At 44.3% G+C, this 21149-nt stretch carries 24 protein-coding genes, 1 pseudogene and 1 riboswitch; of the genes and pseudogenes, 15 read left to right on the top strand and 10 right to left on the bottom strand.

The genetic code is table 11. The features are described from left to right. The first annotated feature begins 44 nt into the window (after positions 1-44). From ICW23_RS05775 to pbuX, 4 genes are all read left to right on the top strand, one after another. Positions 45-1964 carry an ATP-dependent DNA helicase gene (locus tag ICW23_RS05775; RefSeq protein WP_188154166.1) on the top strand — a complete coding sequence of 640 codons (1920 nt, stop codon included), beginning with the start codon at positions 45-47 and terminating at the stop codon, positions 1962-1964. Positions 1965-2083: 119 nt separating this feature from the next. Next, a complete protein-coding gene (locus tag ICW23_RS05770) occupies positions 2084-3586 on the top strand; it encodes a carboxypeptidase M32 (protein WP_188154165.1) in 1503 nt (500 codons plus the stop codon). A 124-nt stretch (positions 3587-3710) separates the two neighbouring features. Continuing rightward, positions 3711-3810: riboswitch (purine riboswitch) on the top strand. Positions 3811-3908: 98 nt separating this feature from the next. Then, complete coding sequence (gene xpt, locus ICW23_RS05765; RefSeq protein WP_047475752.1) at positions 3909-4493, top strand: xanthine phosphoribosyltransferase; 585 nt, start codon at positions 3909-3911, stop codon at positions 4491-4493. Further along, on the top strand, positions 4490-5794 hold the full coding sequence (gene pbuX / locus ICW23_RS05760) for a xanthine permease PbuX (protein ID WP_016939047.1): 1305 nt from the start codon (positions 4490-4492) through the stop codon (positions 5792-5794). The genes xpt and pbuX overlap by 4 nt, the downstream gene beginning before the upstream one ends. Before the next feature lie 163 nt (positions 5795-5957). On the opposite strand, the gene ICW23_RS05755 is transcribed toward pbuX, so the two are convergent. Continuing rightward, entirely contained in the window at positions 5958-6248 is a 291-nt protein-coding gene (locus ICW23_RS05755) for a hypothetical protein (RefSeq protein WP_016939046.1), read from the bottom strand. 942 nt (positions 6249-7190) lie between these two features. On the opposite strand from ICW23_RS05755, the gene ICW23_RS05750 reads away from it, so the two are divergent. Then, positions 7191-7499, top strand: coding sequence for an MGMT family protein (locus ICW23_RS05750; RefSeq protein WP_016939045.1), 309 nt, complete (start codon positions 7191-7193; stop codon positions 7497-7499). Between the two features lie 27 nt (positions 7500-7526). Here ICW23_RS05750 and ICW23_RS05745 read toward each other — a convergent pair whose 3' ends face one another. Continuing rightward, complete coding sequence (locus ICW23_RS05745; RefSeq protein ID WP_016936702.1) at positions 7527-8135, bottom strand: GNAT family N-acetyltransferase; 609 nt, start codon at positions 8133-8135, stop codon at positions 7527-7529. A 165-nt stretch (positions 8136-8300) separates the two neighbouring features. Between ICW23_RS05745 and ICW23_RS05740 the strand changes: the two genes are divergently transcribed. The 7 genes from ICW23_RS05740 (at position 8301) to ICW23_RS05710 (ending at position 15367) form a co-directional block, all read left to right on the top strand. Then, positions 8301-9401 carry a type III polyketide synthase gene (locus ICW23_RS05740; protein WP_016936701.1) on the top strand — a complete coding sequence of 367 codons (1101 nt, stop codon included), beginning with the start codon at positions 8301-8303 and terminating at the stop codon, positions 9399-9401. Beyond that, on the top strand, positions 9401-9907 hold the full coding sequence (locus tag ICW23_RS05735; RefSeq protein WP_016936700.1) for an isoprenylcysteine carboxyl methyltransferase family protein: 507 nt from the start codon (positions 9401-9403) through the stop codon (positions 9905-9907). The genes ICW23_RS05740 and ICW23_RS05735 overlap by 1 nt, the downstream gene beginning before the upstream one ends. 71 nt (positions 9908-9978) lie before the next feature. After that, a complete protein-coding gene (fbpC, locus tag ICW23_RS05730) occupies positions 9979-10074 on the top strand; it encodes a Fur-regulated basic protein FbpC (protein ID WP_095241696.1) in 96 nt (31 codons plus the stop codon). Between the two features lie 182 nt (positions 10075-10256). After that, entirely contained in the window at positions 10257-13838 is a 3582-nt protein-coding gene (gene dynA, locus ICW23_RS05725) for a dynamin GTPase (protein ID WP_188154164.1), read from the top strand. Between the two features lie 67 nt (positions 13839-13905). Then, a complete protein-coding gene (locus ICW23_RS05720) occupies positions 13906-14163 on the top strand; it encodes a YpbS family protein (RefSeq protein WP_016936698.1) in 258 nt (85 codons plus the stop codon). A gap of 76 nt (positions 14164-14239) precedes the next feature. Then, entirely contained in the window at positions 14240-14383 is a 144-nt protein-coding gene (locus tag ICW23_RS05715; RefSeq protein WP_003153570.1) for a hypothetical protein, read from the top strand. A 96-nt stretch (positions 14384-14479) separates the two neighbouring features. Beyond that, entirely contained in the window at positions 14480-15367 is an 888-nt protein-coding gene (locus tag ICW23_RS05710; protein WP_095241694.1) for a 5'-3' exonuclease, read from the top strand. A 5-nt stretch (positions 15368-15372) separates the two neighbouring features. Here ICW23_RS05710 and sspL read toward each other — a convergent pair whose 3' ends face one another. Genes sspL through ICW23_RS05695 form a run of 3 tightly spaced genes read right to left on the bottom strand, consistent with a single transcriptional unit; the run spans position 15373 to position 16632 of the window. Further along, positions 15373-15501: a small, acid-soluble spore protein L gene (gene sspL, locus ICW23_RS05705; protein ID WP_003153575.1), complete on the bottom strand. Its 129-nt coding sequence runs from the start codon at positions 15499-15501 to the stop codon at positions 15373-15375. Between the two features lie 51 nt (positions 15502-15552). Continuing rightward, positions 15553-15945 carry a reverse transcriptase-like protein gene (locus tag ICW23_RS05700; RefSeq protein ID WP_029575232.1) on the bottom strand — a complete coding sequence of 131 codons (393 nt, stop codon included), beginning with the start codon at positions 15943-15945 and terminating at the stop codon, positions 15553-15555. Positions 15946-15951: 6 nt separating this feature from the next. Next, the gene (locus ICW23_RS05695; RefSeq protein WP_016936695.1) at positions 15952-16632 is read right to left on the bottom strand and encodes a queuosine precursor transporter; all 681 of its coding nucleotides are present in this window, start codon (positions 16630-16632) and stop codon (positions 15952-15954) included. 81 nt (positions 16633-16713) lie between these two features. Between ICW23_RS05695 and ICW23_RS05690 the strand changes: the two genes are divergently transcribed. After that, positions 16714-17388 (top strand): ribonuclease H family protein, encoded by a 675-nt coding sequence (locus tag ICW23_RS05690; RefSeq protein WP_016936694.1) that lies wholly within the window; start codon positions 16714-16716, stop codon positions 17386-17388. A 2-nt stretch (positions 17389-17390) separates the two neighbouring features. Then, entirely contained in the window at positions 17391-17573 is a 183-nt protein-coding gene (locus tag ICW23_RS05685) for a zinc-finger domain-containing protein (RefSeq protein ID WP_003153581.1), read from the top strand. Positions 17574-17599: 26 nt separating this feature from the next. Here ICW23_RS05685 and ICW23_RS05680 read toward each other — a convergent pair whose 3' ends face one another. Then, complete coding sequence (locus ICW23_RS05680; protein WP_016936693.1) at positions 17600-17857, bottom strand: DUF2564 family protein; 258 nt, start codon at positions 17855-17857, stop codon at positions 17600-17602. A 159-nt stretch (positions 17858-18016) separates the two neighbouring features. On the opposite strand from ICW23_RS05680, the gene ICW23_RS05675 reads away from it, so the two are divergent. Further along, the gene (locus ICW23_RS05675; RefSeq protein ID WP_012117812.1) at positions 18017-18199 is read left to right on the top strand and encodes a hypothetical protein; all 183 of its coding nucleotides are present in this window, start codon (positions 18017-18019) and stop codon (positions 18197-18199) included. Between the two features lie 51 nt (positions 18200-18250). Here the strand turns inward: ICW23_RS05675 and cspD are convergent, their stop codons facing one another. The 4 genes and pseudogenes from cspD to metA all read right to left on the bottom strand — a co-directional run bounded on the left by cspD (position 18251) and on the right by metA (position 20938). Continuing rightward, positions 18251-18451: a cold-shock protein CspD gene (gene cspD / locus ICW23_RS05670; RefSeq protein WP_003153604.1), complete on the bottom strand. Its 201-nt coding sequence runs from the start codon at positions 18449-18451 to the stop codon at positions 18251-18253. A 15-nt stretch (positions 18452-18466) separates the two neighbouring features. Further along, positions 18467-18578 (bottom strand): annotated as a pseudogene (locus tag ICW23_RS05665) (hypothetical protein); the annotation flags it as partial. 87 nt (positions 18579-18665) lie between these two features. After that, entirely contained in the window at positions 18666-19808 is a 1143-nt protein-coding gene (locus ICW23_RS05660; protein ID WP_016936692.1) for a diglucosyl diacylglycerol synthase, read from the bottom strand. Between the two features lie 224 nt (positions 19809-20032). Beyond that, positions 20033-20938, bottom strand: coding sequence for a homoserine O-acetyltransferase MetA (gene metA, locus ICW23_RS05655; protein ID WP_016936691.1), 906 nt, complete (start codon positions 20936-20938; stop codon positions 20033-20035). Between the last annotated feature and the right edge of the window lie 211 nt (positions 20939-21149).

Below are 21149 nucleotides of genomic sequence, written 5' to 3'. Positions count from 1 at the left end.
ATTATAGATGGTCTGAATGCCGAATAGTTAGGGGTTGGAGTTGGGTGACAACATCACGTTTGCCTTTTGCTTTAACAAAAGAAAAGAATTTTTACGAAGAATTGAACAATTGGATTGGTGACGTGTTTTACGATATCCTTCCCGAAAAAGGCTTTGACCTTCGGGATGAGCAGGTATTTATGGCGTTTCAGCTTGAACGGGCATTTAAAGAAAAAAAGGTCATGTTCGCTGAGGCAGGAGTCGGTACGGGGAAAACGCTGGTGTATCTGCTGTTTGCCATCAGCTATGCCAGATATACGGGGAAACCGGCGATTATTGCATGCGCCGATGAAACGTTAATTGAACAGCTTGTCAAAAAAGAAGGCGACATTTCCAAGCTGACAGAGCATTTGGATTTACAGATTGATACTCGGCTGTCAAAATCCCACGAGCAGTACCTGTGTCTGAAAAAGCTTGAAAAAACGATGCAGCGTTCTGATGATGAAAAGTGGCTGGATCTTTATGAGTCGCTGCCTTCATTCGTGCACGAATCACAAGCGATGCAGCGCTTTTATCCGTACGGAGACCGCAAGCAGTACGCTGATTTGACGAATGAAGAGTGGTCAAGCGTAAGCTATGATTCCTTCCAGGATTGTTTAACATGTGATATGAGACATAGATGCGGTTTAACCCTTTCAAGAGATCATTACAGAAAATCAACGGACCTGATCGTTTGCTCCCATGATTTTTACATGGAACATGTATGGACGGAAGAATCACGCAAGAGGGAAGGGCAGCTGCCGCTTTTGCCGGATCACAGCGCCGTCGTGTTTGATGAAGGGCATCTTCTGGAATTCGCCGCGCAAAAAGCGTTAACCTATCGCGTGAAGCAATCAACGCTTGAGCTGTTTTTAGAGCGCCTGCTTCAAAATGACATCAGAGAAGAATTTGCCGAACTGATTGAAGATTCCCTTGCTGCAAACGATGAGTTTTTCTACGTGCTTTCAGAGGAATCGAAGGAAATCACCGGCTCTCACCGATTGGACATCCAAAACGACCAGCGCGTGAAGCGTGCGGCTGATGAACTGTGCCGTCTGCTCGATAAAATAGGCGAAGCGCTCGTATTTGAATCGGAAATGTATACGATCGATAAGTACGAGCTGTCAGTCGTAGAAGAATACGTCGAACAAATGGCATATTCCCTTTCACTGTATCAAAAGGACGCCATCAGCTGGCTTGAAACGCAGGATACGGACTCAACATTTGTCGTTATGCCGAGAACTGTAGCCGAAGTGCTTGGAGAAAAGGTCTTCTCTAAAAAGATCCCTTATATTTTCTCATCAGCCACTCTTTCTGAGGGCGGTTCATTTGATTATATTGCAGACAGTCTCGGAATCCGCGATCCTTTATCATTTACTGTTGAGTCACCGTACGATTACGAGGAGCAAATGTCAGTTTCTCTTCACGGTGATATGACGTCTGAGCAGAAAACGGCCCGAACGATTGATACGATTAAGGAGAATGAAGGCCGCACCCTCGTTCTTTTCCCTTCCTTTGAAGACATGAAGGAATTTAAAGAACAGGCTGCCGCATGGGAGCTGCCGTATCCGATATATTACGAAGGTGACGAAGAGATCAGTAATCTGGTCGAAAAATTCCAGCGGGATGAAAAATCCGTGCTTTGTTCCGTCCACTTATGGGAAGGTCTTGACATTCCGGGTGACTCGCTTCGAAATGTGACCATTTGGGCATTGCCATATCCGCCTCATGATCCCGTGTTTACCGCAAAGCGGAACGGGGCGAAAAAAGATCCGTTTGAGGAGGTTGATCTGCCGTACATGCTGCTGAGAGTCCGGCAGGGAATCGGCCGCCTGATCCGCTCCAATCAGGACAGCGGAACCATATCTATTTATGCGGGCGGAGAAAGTGAACGGGTTTTGTCCGAGGTCAAAAAGGTCTTGCCTGTTACACCGAAAATCGTATAAAAACAAATGCTGCAGGATTTTTATCCTGCGGCTTTTTTAAATTCTGGAAAACCAACAAGTTGACTTTATCACAGCGTTCCATTAGCCTGTAATTGATAGTGAAAAGGGAGGGAACGGATATGGATATACATACATATGAAAAAGAGTTTTTTGATCTGTTAAAAAGAGTATCCCATTATGAAGAAGCCATTGCGCTTATGCATTGGGATTCAAGGACGGGAGCCCCGAAAAAAGGCTCCGATGACCGTGCGGAAAGCATCGGACAGCTGTCGGCTGACGTTTTTCAAATCCAGACATCCGACCGGATGAAAGAGCTGATTGACATCCTTCTCGCGCATGCAAAAGAGCTCTCTGAAGATACAGTAAAAGCGGCGGAACTGGCAAAAAAAGATTATGACCAAAATAAAAAAATTCCTGAAGAAGAGTATAAAGAATACGTCATTTTGACATCAAAAGCTGAAACGGCTTGGGAGGAAGCAAGGGCGGCCTCCGATTTCTCCATGTTTGCTCCTTACCTTGAGAAGCTGATTGATTTTAATAAGCGGTTTATTTCTTATTGGGGCTATGAGGATCATCCGTACAACGCATTGCTCGATATTTTCGAACCGGGTGTTACGGTAAAGGTGCTGGATCAGCTGTTTTCTGAATTGAAGGAAGCGATCATTCCCTTAGTCAAAAAAGTCACGGCATCCGACAATAAACCGGACACTGCCTTTATAACAAAAACGTTTCCGAAAGAAAAACAAAGAGATCTCTCCTTGTACTTCTTAAAAGAGCTCGGGTATGAGTTTGACGGCGGCCGCCTGGATGAGACGGTGCATCCGTTTATGACGACAATCAACCGCGGGGATGTGCGGGTGACGACCAGATATGACGAAAACGATTTCCGCACCGCGATTTTCGGAACGATTCATGAATGCGGGCATGCAATCTACGAGCAGAATATTGACGAAGCGCTGAGCGGGACAAATTTATCTGACGGTGCATCCATGGGAATTCATGAATCCCAATCGTTATTTTATGAAAATTTTATCGGCAGAAATCAACATTTCTGGACCGCATATTATAAAAAAATGATTGAGGCTTCGCCTGATCAATTTCAAGATGTAAAAAGAGAGGATTTTGTACGCGCCGTCAACGAGGCGAAACCGTCCTTTATCCGAATTGAAGCGGATGAGCTGACGTACCCGCTTCATATTATTATCCGTTATGAAATTGAAAAATCGATTTTCAGTAATGAAGTGTCAGTGGAGGAACTGCCTGCATTGTGGAATCAAAAATATCATGATTATTTAGGCATTACACCGCCATCTGACGCAAAAGGTATTTTGCAGGACGTTCATTGGGCTGGCGGAGATTTCGGTTATTTCCCTTCCTATGCGCTCGGATATATGTATGCGGCTCAGCTGAAGAATACCATGCTTGACGATCTGCCTGAATTTGATCAATTAATCGAACGGGGCGATTTTGAGCCGATCAAACAATGGCTGACAGAAAAGGTTCATCAGCATGGGAGACGCAAACTGCCGCTTGACATTATTAAAGATGCAACGGGAGAAGAGCTGAACGTTCAATACCTCATTGAGTATCTTGTCGGCAAATATTCGAATTTATTTCTATAAACGAAACACCCGGTGTATACCGGGTGTTTTTCTAAAAAGACGAATAATAAAGGCGGATTCTCTGGAAAAAGTTCGTAATTATTTAAATTTCTCTATGCAAAATAAGCAGATCTTGTTATAATTTGATTAATATCATATGAACACTCATATAATCGCGTGGATATGGCACGCAAGTTTCTACCGGTCACCGTAAATGTCCGACTATGAGTGAGCAATGGAACGGCTTTTATTCGGCCGTTACGTGTAGACATTCGGCATTGCTTGCTCTTTTTATTGAGAGCGGGCAATGTTTTTTTATTTTCTATAAGCGGGGGTAATTATTGTGGAAGCATTAAAACGAAAAATAGAAGAAGACGGAATCGTTCTTTCTGACCAAGTGCTGAAAGTGGATTCTTTTTTAAACCATCAAATTGATCCGGTTCTTATGCAGCAGATCGGCCGGGAATTTGCGCGCCGTTTTGAAAAAGACGGTATCACAAAAATCGTCACAATTGAATCTTCGGGCATTGCGCCTGCGGTGATGGCCGGCCTTGAACTCGGCGTTCCCGTCATTTTTGCAAGAAAAAGGAAGTCTCTCACGTTAACGGATGATCTGCTGACGGCGTCCGTTTATTCTTTTACGAAAAAAACAGAAAGTCAGATTGCCGTCTCAGGCAGTCATCTTTCTAAAGATGACCGCGTGTTAATCATTGACGACTTTTTAGCGAACGGACAGGCGGCAGAAGGGCTTTTATCCATCGTAAAACAAGCAGGCGCAGCGGTTTGCGGGATCGGCATTGTCATTGAAAAGTCATTTCAGCCGGGAAGAGACGGGCTTGTGAAAAAAGGATGCCGTGTCGAATCACTGGCGAGAATTCAATCGCTTAAAGACGGAAAAGTGTCATTTGTACAGGAGGTCCGTTCATGAAAAACAGCTATGCCAAAACTCTTTCCCTCGGTATCCAGCATGTCCTTGCCATGTATGCCGGCGCTGTTGTCGTTCCCTTAATTGTAGGAGCGGCGCTGGGACTGAATGCAGAACAGCTGACATACCTCGTTTCAATTGACATTTTTATGTGCGGGGCGGCAACGCTGCTTCAAGTGTGGAGAAATAAATATTTCGGCATCGGCCTGCCCGTTGTGCTCGGCTGTACGTTCACCGCGGTGGCTCCGATTATTTCCATCGGCAAGGAATACGGGATTTCTGCCATTTACGGGAGCATTTTGGCATCGGGTCTGCTTGTCATTCTGCTGTCTTTTTTCTTCGGCAAGCTCGTCGCCTTTTTTCCGCCCGTTGTAACCGGATCTGTCGTAACGATTATCGGGATGACCTTGATGCCGGTTGCAATGAATCATATTGCCGGCGGGGAAGGCAGCAAGGATTTCGGTGATCCGGCTAACCTTGCCCTCGGATTTACGGTGCTTGTCATCATCGTGCTGCTTTATCGGTTTACAAAAGGATTTTTGAAATCCATTTCGATTTTAATCGGCATTGTCATCGGGACGGCCATCGCTTATTTTATGGGCAAAGTGCAATTTGACAATGTGGCGAACGCTGACGCAATTCAAATGATTAAACCGTTTTACTTTGGGACGCCGACATTTCATGCGGCACCGATTATTACGATGTCCATCGTTGCCATTGTCAGCCTTGTGGAATCAACCGGCGTCTATTTCGCTTTAGGTGATCTGACAAACCGGCGCCTGTCTGAACGTGATTTAGCAAAAGGCTACCGCGCGGAAGGCCTTGCGGTATTCATCAGCGGCATTTTCAACGCATTTCCGTACACGGCCTATTCCCAAAACGTCGGCCTCGTGCAGCTGACGGGAATTAAGAAAAACGCGGTCATCGGTGTTACGGGCGGACTTTTAATGCTTTTCGGCCTTTTTCCGAAAATCGCAGCTTTCACGACTATCATCCCATCTTCGGTACTGGGCGGAGCGATGGTGGCCATGTTCGGCATGGTCATTTCCTACGGTATTAAAATGCTCAGCCAAATTGACTTCAAAAAGCAGGAAAATCTTCTGATCGTCGCGTGTTCCGTCGGATTGGGACTCGGCGTAACCGTCGTTCCTGATATGTTTAAGCACCTGCCGTCTTACTTAAATCTTTTGACCACAAACGGAATCGTCGCCGGCAGTTTTACCGCTGTCCTTTTGAATATTGTTTATAATATGATTCCTAAAACGAAAAAAACCCTTGATGTGACAAGGGTTCAAGAGGGTTAGTTATCCGTTTTTCTTAAAAAAATAACATTTTAATAACATTTCTTTATGAAATCCCGAGATCGAGGATGCTTCCGAAAGTTTGCTGAACTTTTTGCGAGGCATCCTCTTTCATTTTATTTGTAACATGCCTAAAGGACAAATGTTCAAGATACTCCAATGTTATTTAGTCGTTAATCCAACCTTCAAATATCCCAGTCCATGTACCATTACTTTCCTGTCTAGCTTCTTTCAAGTATAGTGTCACTCCCATGAAAACTGTTGTGTTAGGAATGCTCCATCTAGATGGATATCCAGTAAGAGGAACTCTTTTTAAATATGCTTGTGGTGTTATTACTTTTTGTTCCTTTTCAACGCTGACTGTGTTAGATGTTGCTGAAGCAGCGGTTGCAAATGCAGGTGCAGCAGAAACAAGCAGAGCAAGAGACAAGGCGGAACCAGTTAAGATTTTTTTCATTTTAAACACTCCTTTTCTTTTTTTGATACAACTGTATTATTACATATTATGTTGAAAGTGTCCATGTTCATTTTTATTAACTTTTTGTGAACATACTAATAATTTACTTAAATCGTGGTTAATGAAAGGGTGATAGAATAAGCACCATCATATAAATATCAAAAAAGATAGTTATAACCCCTGAAAAGAGGATAAATTTCTAAAAAAATAAAAGGTTTAAAAGAATCCATTGATGAAAAAGGACAATTAAACTTAAAAGAGTGAGGGAACTTTGGCTGAAGTGAAATGCACCTTTTCTAAAGGTGCAAACGATCGAGAAATTGAATGTTTTGAGAAGAAACTAAATGTTTCGTTCCACGATGACGATAGAGTTTTTTTGAAACTGCATCATAACGGGGCCAGAATATTTGCTGTGCTGATTTATGGCAGAAATGCACGCGGGGGCTTCATATACTTAATGTGGAAGAAATTGAAAAATGTTTTTTGAAGACGGAGTATATTACAATTGCACATCTTTTGATGGCTGCTATTTGTTAATTGACAAAACAAAAATTTCTGCTGATCGGAACTATCTATGGATTCTTAACCAAATTGAATATGAACGAATGCACCTTAATTTTGAAATTTTTATAGATCGGAATATTTTATCTCAGGGCTCAAATTTTTTGGGAGTGAAATATCTATCCCGCTGAGAATTATTACAGAACTCACCAGAATGATGATTAATTCTTTAAACTCTTCTATTTTAGCTATTGCTTCTAACCATCTTTAGGCATGAGCAGTACAACCTTTTCTTTTTCTTCGGATAGGTAACTGAGACGCTTCTCTGAACCTAGTACAAACAGCAGGCTGCCGCTCAAGTGACTTCACCTTCAAAACTGTTGTATGATAAGTTCGGAAGAAACTAAGAATACTGCTGTATTTCGGGAAATGAGGGGTTGCATGACATTTACGGAGCGGGCGTTAGCCATTATTAAACAGATACCTGAAGGAAAAGTGATGACGTATGGGCAAATTGCCGGTCTTGCGGGAAGTCCGCGGGGAGCGAGGCAGGTTGTGAGGATTCTTCACTCCATGAGTAAAAAGCATCGTCTCCCTTGGCACAGGGTCATCAATGCGAAGGGGGAAATCGGATTGAAAGATGAAGAGATGTTTTCTGTACAGAAGCTGTCCCTTGAGGCTGAGGGGGTAGAGGTCACGTCAGATGGACGGATCGATCTCAATTTATACGTCTATGATCCGAATATGTAAAAAACCTGCCGTATAACGGCAGGTTTTTCAGTTATATGCTCCGAGCCGGTCAGAAAGGTTTTGCCGGATATAAGGCCATTCCTCCCGGAGGATGGAGTAGTAGGCGGTATTTCTGAGGCCGCCGTCGACAGCCCGAATATGCGCGCGGCGGATTCCTTCAAATTGGGCACCGATCCTCAAAATCGCAGTCCGTGAGCGCTGATTGCGAACGTCGGTTTTCAGCGTCACTCTGACAGCCTGCCACACGTCAAACGCATGGGTCAGCATCAAAAGTTTACACTCCGTATTGACACCGGTCCGCTGTACGGAAGAGGCATACCACGTGCTGCCGACCTCACACACTTCCGGAGCTGCCTCCGCCGGCCGCGTAAACACCTCCACATCCATAAATCTCGTGCTTCCGACGATTCGGTCTGTTTCAAGGCTCCGTACTGCAAAAGGCAATGCGATTCCTTTTTCATAATCGGAAAGCGCACGCTCAATATATCGCTTTGTTTCTTCGATGCCGTCAGGAACATGGGTGTAAGCATAAGCCGTCCTATTTTCTGAAGCTGCTTCGCAAAGTGCCTGAGAGTGATCAATCGCCAGCGGCTCTAACTGAACGAGTGACCCTTTAAGAATTACAGGTGTCAGCATCCCAATCACAACCTTTTTTCATGAATGGGTCAAGTATAGTCGAACGGCTTATCATTCAAAAGGGCCAATTTTAAATTAAAATGGCATGTCAGTGAAATCCTCGGTTCAAACTTATGCATACATTCAGGAAAAAAGCGGAAACCTTTATGTGAAGAGGTGATGGGCATGGCATATGTGTTATCAGTCGGAACCAGCATTCCGAAATATCATGTCTCGCAAGAAACGGCGGCGGATTTTGCGAGAGGGATGTTTGCCAATTCATTTAAGGATATTGACCGGCTGTTAAAAGCTTTTCAAAACGGCGAAATTGAATCAAGACAGTTTGTCCGGCCGATTGAATGGTATAAAACGGCACGGGGTTTTTCAGAAAAAAACCGGCTGTATACGGAAGAAACCGTTAAGCACAGTGTGGATGCGGCGGTTGATTGTTTGACAAACCCCCGATGTTTAACAAACCCGATTCCATATGAAAAAGTGGATGCGATCTTTTTTATTTCCAGCACCGGGCTTTCGACACCGAGCATTGAAGCGAAAGTGATGAATCAGCTTCCGTTTTCTTCAAAAACAAAACGGATTCCGATCTGGGGACTAGGATGCGCAGGCGGAGCGGCCGGCCTGTCCAGGGCGTACGAATACTGCCGCGCCTACCCTGAAGCTTACGTGCTTGTCATCGCGGCCGAGCTTTGCAGCTTAACGTTTCAGCCGGAGGACAAGTCAAAAAGCAACTTAATCGGAACCTCCCTGTTTGCGGACGGAATTGCCGCCGTGCTAATCGGAGGGGAGAAGGCGAGCCGAAAAGACGTCAAACAGCCGCTCGTACCTCGGATATTCGCCACTCAATCGGTGATGATGCCAGATGCGGAAGATGTGATGGGCTGGGAATTCACCGACAGCGGGTTTCAAGTCATTTTTTCAAGAGACATTCCCACCCTTGTTTCGCATTGGCTGAAAGACAATGTTGATGTATTTTTACAAGAACAGGGAATCCTGTCTCGCGATATTAAAACTTTTCTTGCCCATCCCGGCGGGAAAAAGGTCATTGACGCCTATTTAACGAGTCTTTCAATGGACACCGGACAGCTTGCTGCATCTCAGAAGGTGCTGCAAAAACACGGGAATATGTCTTCCGCAACTATTTTTCATGTCATAAAAGAGCAGCTGCTGCACGGGATGCAGAAAGAAAACGAAAAAGGGCTGATCGGCGCTCTCGGGCCGGGATTTTCGTCTGAGCTTTTGCTGTTCAGCTGGGAAAAGGGGGCATCTTAATGTTTTGGCTGTTTATCATGCTGCTTGCCGTCCAGCGGATTGCGGAGATGATCGTAGCCCGGCGCAATGAGCGGAAAGTGAAAAAGCAAGGCGCCGTCGAATACGGAGAAGGGCATTATCCCTTTCTCGTCCTGATGCACGTGCTCTTTTTTGTCTCTCTTACAGCCGAGGTGGCGGCATTTCATAAAGCGCCTTCTCCAAGGTGGGCCGCCATTATATGTATCATTTTCTTTGTGCAGGGGATCAGGTATTGGGCGCTTTTATCATTAGGGCAATATTGGAATACGAAAATTCTTGTCGTGCCGGATGCGGAGCTTGTCAAAAAAGGGCCGTACAGGTGGATCAAACACCCGAACTATGCGGTCGTCATTTTAGAATTTATCTTGCTGCCGCTGTTATACGGAGCGTACTGGACATTGTTTCTTTTTTCAATCTTGAATGCATGCATGCTCACTGTAAGAATTCGCGCCGAAGAGAAGGCTTTAGAAGAAAACACCGCAAAATAGGATTGAAAATCATTCTCACTCGTGATAAGATATAAGTATGAAAATGATTCTCATTCAAGGTGGTGCGGAAAATGACCATGTTATTTTTACTGGCAGCCGTTTGTACATACAGTGTTTTAATTGGTTTTGTTTTGAAAAAAGTTTCGAATAAATCAATGTCCTCTTAAGCATCTGCGGTTTTTCCTGCCGCGGGTGTTTTTTCTTTATCAGCTGCCGATATCGGCGGCTTTTTTGCGTTTCCAGAAGAAAAGTAAGCCATTCTTGTGTAAAATGGGGGAGAGGTTTTTTTCAGAGCTTTCTAAAAACGAAAACGTCATTTGATGCGACAGACACAAAGGGGTAAAGACACATGACAGAAGAAGAACGCCGTAACAGGGAGATGTTCAGCAGAACGGGAGCTTTATACGCACAATTTTTGGATCACCATGATGAAAAACGGGCCGATCAGCTCGCGGCCATTATGAAAAAAGCGGCTGATGAAGAGGTTTATATCGCATTTACCGGGCATTATTCGGCCGGAAAATCCTCTTTATTAAACACATTGCTCGGTGAGGACATACTGCCGACAAGTCCGATTCCTACAAGCGCCAACCTCGTTGTCATCCGGCATGGTGCGGATAAAGTCGTGCTTCATACGACTGACGGGGCTTATGCAGAAATAGAAGGAAGTTACGATAAAGAACAAGTGCAGCAATTTTGTAAAGACGGTGAGCAGATTGAGACGGTGGAAGTCTATGCCGGCTTTGAGGAGTCAGAGCCCCATGCGGCCTACATTGACACACCGGGGATTGATTCAACCGACGAAGCGCATTTTTTATCAGCCGCATCAATTCTTCACCAGGCTGATGCTTTATTTTACGTCGTCCATTATAATCATGTTCATTCAGAAGAAAATATGATGTTCCTCAGCTCCGTCAAGGACCGTATTCCGAATCTGTTTTTGATCGTCAACCAAATTGACAGGCATGATGAAACCGAAACGAAGTTTGAAGAGTACCAGAAACAGGTGGAAGAGATGCTCGAAGGCCTCGGAATACCGAAGGAATCGCTTTTCTTTACATCTGTCACCGAGCCTGATCATCCGTTAAACGACATTGAAAAGCTGAAAAAACATCTGCAGCACCTGAAACGGCAGGCAAAAACAAATCTATGGCCCTTAACGGAGAAAAAAGTTGAACATTTGGTCAAGGAGCATACAGACATGCTCGTAAAAGATGCGAAGAGCGGCAGCGGGGAGCGGTTTGAGAAACAGGAAACACTCGTCCGTTCTGTCGAAGCTGAACTTGAAAATGCCGTTCAACAGGCTGAAACATCAGAGAAAGACATCAGAAAAGACGTGCAGAACATCTTGCAAAACGCAAATCTGACACCGTTTGAGATGAGGGAGCTTGCATCTGCTTATATTGAATCACAGCAACCCTCGTTCAAAACAGGATTATTCTTTTCAAAAGCGAAAACGGCAGCGGAAAAAGAGAGAAGGCAGGCTGAATTTTTTGCTGATATTAAAAAAAGAACGGAAGGGGAAGCGGATTGGCATATTGTCGACACATTTACGAAAGCGGCCAAGCGTTATGAAGCGGAATCTGATGAACTGATCAAGAAAATACAGGCGTACCGCACAACGCTTTCTGATGATATCACCGCACAAGCCCTAAAGCAGGGAGCGGCCTTTTCAGCTGAATACGTATTAACCTATTCGAAAGATCTCGCCGACATGATCCGAAGAGAAGCGAAAAGGCAGACAGCAGAGCTCATTGAGGAACTGACCGCTTTTGTGCAGGCAAAAAACGGACCGCTTATAGAGAGCCTGAAAAAACGGCTTGAGAAAGAAAGCGCAATAAGAGATGAACTTGCGCAATCGGCAGAAGAAGAGCGCAATGCCGAAGAAAAAGCTGCCCGCGTCAGCGCTTTGTGGAAAGAAGAATCAGCCTATGATACGGAAAGCAGCGACTGGTATACGCGAAAAAAACGCCTTGCGAAAGCACCCGTCCAAAAAGAGAAACCAATAGAGACTGTAATGCATGAAGTAAACAAGCCCGAGAAAATTGCGGTGAAGGAACTTTCTATAAAAGAGCAAGTGGATCGGTTCTATGAACTGGCGGGGATTCTTGACTCATCAAGCCTATTAGGAAAACAGGCAGAAGCCTTTCGAAGCAGGATTGATCGGCTTGAAAACCGTCAATTTACATTGGCGTTATTCGGAGGTTTCAGCTCGGGAAAATCATCGTTCGCCAATGCACTGGTCGGGGAATACGTGCTTCCTTCATCACCGACGCCGACAACGGCCACGATCAACAAAATAACGAAACCGCAAGACGGCAAACCGCATAAATCTGCGGAAATCGTTTTTAAAACGGAAGAGGAACTGGACGCTGAAATGCTTCAGCTGACAGAGCTGAAAGATGCTGACATAAAAGGGCGGTCACTGAACGAGAGGTGGAATTATGCCATTAAAAAGGGAAAAGTGCCTGATGATCTTACGCCGGTGATTCAAACGATGCTTCAGGCGTTTAATACGTACGAAGAACAGATCCGTCAGAGGCTGACATTGACGGTTCCGATTGAAGATTTAAAACCGTACGCAGCTGAAGAAAAAACAGCCTGCTGCGTGAAGGAAGTCACCGTGTATTATGATTCGCCTCTCACGCAAAAAGGCATTACCATTGTTGATACGCCGGGAGCAAGCAGTATAAACAAGCGCCATACAGAGCTTGCCTTTCAATATATAAAAGATGCTGACGCGTTCTTTTATATGACGTACTATCAGCATTCTTTTTCAAAAGGAGACAGGTCTTTTCTGAAGAAACTCGGCCTCGTCAAAGAATCATTCGGCATGGATAAAATGTTTTTTGTCATTAACGCCGCCGATCTTGCCAAAACGGAAAGCGAGCTGGAAACCGTCAAAGACTATGTCCGCTCTGAACTTTCAAAAGAAGGAATTAACCGGCCAAAATTATATCATGTTTCAAGTAAAGAAGAGCTTGCGGGGAAGAATAAAGCTTTCTATAACGGGTTCGCTGATGTAAGAACCGGACTTGCGCACTTTATTGAGGAAGATGTAATGAGGGCCAGCTGCGCGCAGCTGCAAACAGAGGCGGACAAATTGTGCGATATGGTGGAACAGCTTCATGAATCTCTTCACCAGTCGGCAGAAGAAAAAGAAAAAAAGAAACAGCGTCTGGAATCTTCTTATGAAAAAGCAATCGCTGATGTTTCAAAGCGCCGTACGTCTGAGGTCATCATCCGAAAAGTGATGAAAGATACGGAAGAACAGCTCTATCACATTAAACATCGTCTGTCATTTTATGCGAATGATATGCTGAAAACCGCCTTCCATCCGGGTCTTCAAAATGGCGATTGGAAACGAAATATATCAGCGGCGCTGAAGGAGGCGCTTAAGGAATTCCGTTTTGAATACATTCAAGAGCTGAAGACGCTCGATATCCGGATGACCGGGTTTATTGAGCGCCATATGACTGGGGAGTGGATGGAGAACTGCCGGAAGAAGCTCATGGAAGACGGGAATTTTTCCATTTATGTCAGCGCTGAAAACGAATTTGCCGTTCAGCTGAAAGAGGTCGCGCCGGTCATTGACGTCTCAGCATTCACACATCACGTAAAAGACGTGAAATCGCCGAAACAGTTTTTTGAACAGAACGGAAAAGCGGCATTTGTGGAGGGGCTCAGGCTCAGCCTGCAAAAAGTGACAGAAAGCTGGCTTGAGCAGGAGAAAGAAAGCCTTTCAGCGCGCTATACTGAGCAGGTGCGCCGGCTTCAGGAAAAAATGGCGGTTCAAAGTCTGTCCCAGATCCGCGAGCAGCGTGACACTTATTTACAAGGGCTTTCAGAAAATACCAGTTATGGAGAAATTGAACGTCTTTACGAGGCCGGAAAAGCATGGAAAAAGAAAGATGAAATCCTGAAAATTTAAAAATCGGGTTGGCGGGTATATAACAGTCGTGGTAGACTAAAATGAAAAAAGCGAGATGAAACCTTTTATGTCAGAAGTCCATAAAGCAATTTCAGCACATTCCGCAAAACAGCATCAGCACGTCAAAACATTTGTGCAGCTTGACTATCAGCGTGAACAGGCGATTGAAGAAGCCATTGTAAAATGCAGACGGAATGAACCGTTCACGACAGATGCCATCAACGGCATCACCGCAAAAATGAACCAGCTGGCTGAAAAGGGAATAGTGCCGCAAAGGCGATTCGTAAGTGAAGAAATGGTGAAAGAATTCGTCAGCAGACAGTAATGGTTGAACCTGCCGTGTGTGGCGGCAGCGCTTGCTGCGCATACTATCCGTATCTTCTCTAAGGGGGGATATGACAATGGGCAGAACAAAACTGGGAAACAGAAATGCACAGCAGAATAACAACGCCAAAAAGAAAAACGGCTTCGGACAGAAATTTGATTCCTATGCCGGCCGTGAAGCTGAAAAGCTGATGGCAAGCAATAAAAGACACGGCGAGTAACGTGACGGCAGCATCTTCCAAACGGGAGGATGCTGTTTTTTTACGGCTTTCCTATGGTAAAATAGGAACATTGAATAAAAAAGGAGTTTTCGATATATGAATAACAAATTACTGCTCGTTGACGGCATGGCGCTTTTATTCCGTTCGTTTTTCGCGACGGCCGTGCATCGCAATTTTATGAGAAATGAAAACGGAATTCCGACAAACGGAGTCAACGGATTTTTAAAGCATCTCATTACGGCGGTTGATGCTTTTCAGCCCACACATGTCGTCTGCTGCTGGGATATGGGAAGCAAAACGTACCGCAATGACTTGTTTCAGGATTATAAGGCCAACCGGAGCGAGCCGCCTCTTGAGCTCATTCCGCAATTTGATTTAGCGAAAGAAGCAGCGCGTGAGCTCGGGTTTTTAAACATTGGCATAAAAGGCTATGAAGCGGATGACTGTATCGGTACGCTGTCTGCCTTATTTTCCGGTGAAGCGGAAATTACGATTGTAACGGGCGATAAGGATCTGCTTCAATTGCTGAATGAACAAGTTCAGGTGGCCCTGCTGCAAAAGGGAATCGGCAATTATAAAGTATATACAGATGAGATATTCAGAGAAGAAACGGGAGTTCCTCCAAAAGCGCTGATTGACATAAAGGCGCTGATGGGAGATACAAGCGACAACTATCCCGGCGTTAAAGGAATCGGAGAAAAAACGGCGTACAAGCTGATCCGTGAATACGAAAACATAGAACGGTTATTAGAAAGTCTCGCTTTACTGCCGAAGGGCCAGCAAACGAAAATTCAGCAAAGCTTAAAAGAATTGGAGCTGTCAAGGCAGCTTGCTGAAATACATTGCGAAGTGCCGTTAGTCTGTACGCTTGAAGAAGCGATTTTTTCATTGAAGATGGAAGAAGCATCCTTAATGCTCAGACGCCATCAGATAAAAGGAATTGAAAGGATGCTCGAAAAGCTGAACGCCAGAGAGATCAGCTGATCCCTCTAGCGTTTTGTATTGCTTTTTTTTGCGTTGTTTTCAAGGGCTGATTTCGGGTCTTTGTGCGCATTTCCCTCCATATTTCCCTGAGGATTCACGCCTCCGGTCAGCCGGCCTTTATTTTCTTTTCTCATAGCTGTTCACCTCAATTTTAGGATGAACAGTGTGACGCAATTTCATTCCGGTTATTTATTCAGCCGAACCGCTTTTTTTGCGAGCTGATCGGCTGTCTGGTTCTGTCTGCCGGGAATCCACTTAATAAAAAACAATGGAAACCCGGCCTTTAATCGGACGATTTCATCCACAAACGGCTGGAAAGCCTTATTTTTAACCGCTTCAAGTTCCGCGGCCCGCTCCACGATATCTGAATCCGTCCGGAATGACACGGAATCATATCCGCGGGCGGCACACAGCTTCATTCCTTCAATTAAAGCGAGAAATTCAGCTTCCTGATTTGAATGGTCGCCGATCGGAATTGAGAAAGATTCTGATTTCCCGTCATGCTTAATAAAAATACCGATACCGGACGGACCCGGGTTTCCGGCGCTTGCACCGTCTACATAAATTTCAGCGGGCATCATCCGTCACTCTCCGTTCGGTGTCATTCGTTTTGCCGCATATGCATATGGGACAGAAATGAGTGATACCGCAAATTTAATCAGATAAGTTGAAATAAAAATGCTGAACCATACTCCCGCAGAATAAACACCGATAAAGGCCACGGCAGTGAAGATTAATGTATCCAGCAATTGGCTGAGCGCCGTGCTTCCGCTGTTTCTGAGCCAGAGAAGCCGATCTGAAGGAAAGATTCGCCGAATGGCGGAATATACATAAACATCTATCGTTTGGCTGAAAATAAAAGCCAAGAGGCTCCCGAGCGCAACACGCGGCAGAAAACCGAAAATCGTCTCAAGGGCAGGCTGCGCGATATCTGACGCAGCCGGTTTATATAAAAGAGCCCCCTGCATGGCGCATGTCAATGCGAGCAAAGTGGAAAAGCCGAGCCAAACGGCTTTGCGCGCTTCCCGGGGACCGTATTTTTCGTTCAGCACATCCGTTGCGAAGAAAACGGTGCCGTACATGATATTTCCGAGTGTCGCCGTAAGACCGAACAGCTCAACTGTTTTGACGACCTGCAAGTTGGCGCACACCGTGGCGAAACCGATCCATACAAATAGGCCCGTTTTGCCAAATCCTTTATAAAACAAAAGAACAATGATAAAATGAATGATCGCAAATAAAATCCATAATACATCATTAAACAAAACCTGCTGACTTCCTTTCAATTTGAGAATGGTTTGATTATAGCACACGCCCGTCAACTAATGAATGGTAAGGTGATTTCAATGAATCTTAAGCCGTATATCGAAATAGAAGCAAAAGGAACAGGCCCAGTCGCGTTTTTTTCTGAAGATTGGCTGACCGTTCCGAAAGCGCGCATGCTTGCAAGAGAAGTCAGCCGCTTTCCATATATAAAAGACATTTATTTTGAGGATGAAAAAGGCGCAAGCTGGACGCTAAAAGAGCTGGAAAAACTTACGGAAGAGCTTGCGCACGAACCTGACGACATTACGGTGTATTTCGATGGCGGCTTTGACAAAAAAAGCAGCTTAGCCGGACTCGGAATTGCCGTGTATTATTCTCTCGGCGGCAAACGCCACCGGATACGGAAAAACAAAAGCTTAACGCTTCAGACGAACAATGAGGCGGAATATGCCGCGTTGTACGAAGCGCTTAAGGAAGTGCAGGAACTTGGCGCAAGCAGAAATTCAATCACGATAAAAGGGGATTCCCTCGTCGTTTTGCATCAGCTTGACGGCAGCTGGCCGTGCTATGATGATACGCAAAACGACTGGCTCGATAAAATTGAAGCGCTGCTCGAATCCTTAAAGCTGACACCGACATATGAAGCCGTAAACCGAAAGGAAAATCAAGAAGCGGATGACCTTGCCAGAAAAATTCTTTCGGACGGCCGGCAGATTGAAAGCCGCATAATACTAGAAGGTAACGGAGATGACTGATATTGGATAAAAAAAGCATTTATAAAGAATTGACAGAGCTTCAGGATGAATATTGCAAAGACTGCTTTGTTAAAAAGCATTTCCGCAAGGAGTTCGGAAAAACGCACGCCCATTCTTTCTGCATTAATCAATGCACGGTGGGGGAGAAACTGAAAGCCTACGGCAAGGTGCTGACAAATCAATAAAAAATAAAACCGCAGCTTTTGCGGTTTTATTTTTTGAATTCATCGAGCTGATGCTGGCAATCGTCCAAAAGCATTCGCTGCTTTTGCAGGAAATCTTGATCGAGTGCCTGCAGTTCACTGGATTGTGACATCGTTCTCGCATCCTGAATCGCCTGGTAAGCAGATTCAACCAAAGTTGAATTTTGACCCCGAGTAGCCGCGCCTGTTGTTTTCTGGGCCGTTTCCACTGCTAATTCAAGCTGGCGTTTATCCGTCAGTCCGTTTGGAAAAAATTCAGAGTCCATAAAAAACACCTCCGCAAATAGTTTGGAGATTTTTTTTAGAAATATGTATGGAAAATAGAAAAAAATATAGAAAATAAGCCGATATAACTATTGAACCTGATAATTAGGGCTTATTTACTATTATTCAGGGTATCTTGGGAGAGAAGGGAAAAACCAGCCGTGAATGATAAAGATTTAAAAACAATCCTTCAGCAGACATTTAAAGAAATATACGGTGATTTGGGAAGTTTAGCGGAAATGGCGAAAAAAGGAATGCCGTCAATGGAGAAACAAATTGAAGAAATCGAGCAGCGGTGCAAGCAGAATCTTGTAGCAATCGAGATTCAGACGGCAATCAAATAGGAGAGGCATGCGCCTCTCCTCTATTTGTCATCTGATCAACATGTATTGAGTTTAGAGTTTTACAACATTAGAAGCTTGAGGTCCACGATTACCTTCGACAATTTCAAAAGAAACTTCTTGTCCTTCTTCTAATGATTTGTATCCTTCTCCTTCGATAGCAGTGAAGTGAACAAATACATCGTCTCCGCCTTCAACTTCGATGAAGCCGAATCCTTTTTCGTTATTGAACCATTTTACTTTACCGTTTTGCATATTGCTTAATTCCTCCTAGTACTGTAGCACCTTCGTGCTAAAAAAAATTTTGTCATCATCCAACCGTACGTATGTAAACGTTGTTAAATGATGGTTCAACTATACACCAAATGGGAGCGGGCGTCAAGCGGCCGCTCTCTATTTTTTATCTTTATTTTTCCAGCGGCAAAACTTATCCGAACAAAAAGCACACGAATGATTCGTGTGCTTTTTGTTATGACATTGCCATATCTGCCTTCCCGGCCATCAGTTCAGATTCTTTTATAATGTCCTGCAAAATGACTTCAGAAGAGTTGGGGAGGTGAAGGCTTTTAATATTGTCCTTCATCCGGTTCAGCTTTTCCTCATCCGCAAGAAGGGAGGTGACAGACTCTAAAATTTCTTCGTGGCGGTTGACCACGACAGCCGCACCGCGATCTTCAAAGAAAATGGCATTTTCCTTTTCCTGTCCTGGCACGGGTTTGTACAAAATAACCGGTACGCCGATCGCTGTCGCTTCCGTCAGCGTGATGCCGCCCGGTTTTGTAATCATGCAGTCCGTAATCCGGAACAGCTCGTCGATTCTTTCTACATAGCCGAGCACTTTCAGCCGGTCGGTGTTGCCGCTTTCCAAGCTGCTGAGTGATTCTTTCAGCGAGCCGTTTTTGCCGCATACCACTACAACCTGGACCTGATCGTCATGAACGAGGTTTTCGCACAGTTCTTTTACGTTTTTCAGCACACCATGCGCTCCCGCCATAATAAGAAGCACTTTTTTGTCGGGAGAAAGATTGTATTTTTTATAAATCGGTTCTTTAGGCATCGTTTCCTCGAATTGAGGCCTGATGGGAATGCCTGTGATCTTTACGTTGTTCGGATGAGTGCCGATTTCAATCAGTTTTTCCTTCACATAATCCGTGGCGACATAGTATTTATCCACATTTTCATGAACCCAGATTTTGTGAAGGCAGAAATCGGTCATAACGTTGAACGTCGGGATCACTTTTCCGGTTCTCCGTCTGTATTCCGGTACGACAATCATCGGAAATGTATTGATTATAATGTCCGGCTTATGCTCTTCGACGAGCTGGCCCAGACGTTTATTTCCCATTTTAAAATAAATATTGAATTTGCGTTTATTATAGATTTTGTCAACTCCGTAATAAAACAAACGATAAAACTGTTTCCCGATTGAGAAGCTTTTTAAATAAAGGTATTGAGTAACCTCTGAAACAATCGGATTTGACTCTTGATACAAATTGGAAACCGTAACATCTAAGCCGAGACGCAGACATTGTTCGTAGAGCGTTTTGGCCACTTGAACATGTCCGTTTCCGTAATTTGCAGTCAAAATTAATACTTTTTTATTGGTATTCAAGTAAATTCACCTCAATGTAATCAACAACAAGCAAGCTTCATGCATCGTAAGGAGTTATTGTCTATAGATAAACATAACACAAGTACATCATTTTATAATAAGCGCGGCAACATATTTAAACTAAATTTAATTGATATGTTCCAGTATTTTAAAGTTCTGTTATACCCATACTGAATCAAGAGTATTTTATCATATTTTTGTCACCGTATCACTCAAAACAAAAATTAATCCCATTCATACGGGGTTTCCTGATATACATAATAATTCAGCCAATTCATAAACAATAACGTCGCATGAGCCTTCCAGCGGTTTACAGGTTCTTTCCCGCCGGGTGCAAAATAGTGCTTAGGAGCTTCTACGTTTGAAAGCTTTCTTTCTATATCCCTCTCATACTCCTGAAGAAGCGTATCAGTATCGTATTCCGGGTGACCCGTTAAGAAAATCTGCTTTTCGTCTTTAGAAACGATTAAACAGACACCGGCTTCTTCTGAAACGCTCAGCACATCCAAATCTGAAGCCGATTTCAGCTGCTCCGTATTAATATCTGTATGCCGTGAGTGGGGCACATAGTATAGCTCGTCAAAGCCTCTTACCAATCTCTCGTGTTTTTTAAGAACGGTATGCTCAAACACTCCGAAGATTTTTTTCGGCAGCTCCGTTTTTTCAATGCCGTAATGGTGGTATAAACCGGCTTGAGCTCCCCAGCAGATATGGAGCGTTGAAGTGACGTTCGTTTTGCTCCACTCCATAATTTCCTTTAATTCTTCCCAGTAAGAAACATCTTCAAACGGCAGGTGCTCAATCGGAGCGCCGGTAATAATCATTCCGTCAAACCGTTTGTGGCGGATGCTGGAAAATTCCGTATAAAATTCATCCAAATGCTGCCTTGCTGTATTTTTTGGAGTATGTGTGCTCGGAATTAGGAACGTAAAGTGAACTTGTAAAGGCGAATTCCCAAGCAGCCTGAGGAGCTGGGTTTCCGTTTGGATTTTTTTCGGCATCAGATTTAAAATCACGATCTTCTGCGGCCGGATATCCTGAGAAAAAGCCCGGCTTTCATCCATTACAAAGATGTGTTCACTTTCAAGCACCTGCTTAGCGGGCAGGTGATTTGGTATATTAATAGGCAACATGCCACCTCCGTTATTCCCCGTTAATTTTCTTCATTATAGAAATTTTTAAGCCATTTTTCAATCCATCCCGGCGTAATAAACCGCAATTAACGCATAAAGACAGGATGAAAGCGGCAAAAGGGCATAAATTCGGGGCGGCTCTTTATTATGACGGGCAAAGAGCCGTTTGGTTCCTCGAAAAAAATGTTTACCGGTAAATGGAAGGGAA

Origin of the sequence: Bacillus sp. 1021, assembly GCF_014534735.1 — a bacterium.
Classification (GTDB): Bacteria; Bacillota; Bacilli; order Bacillales; family Bacillaceae; genus Bacillus; species Bacillus siamensis.
This window is presented reverse-complemented; position numbering and strand designations above follow the sequence as displayed.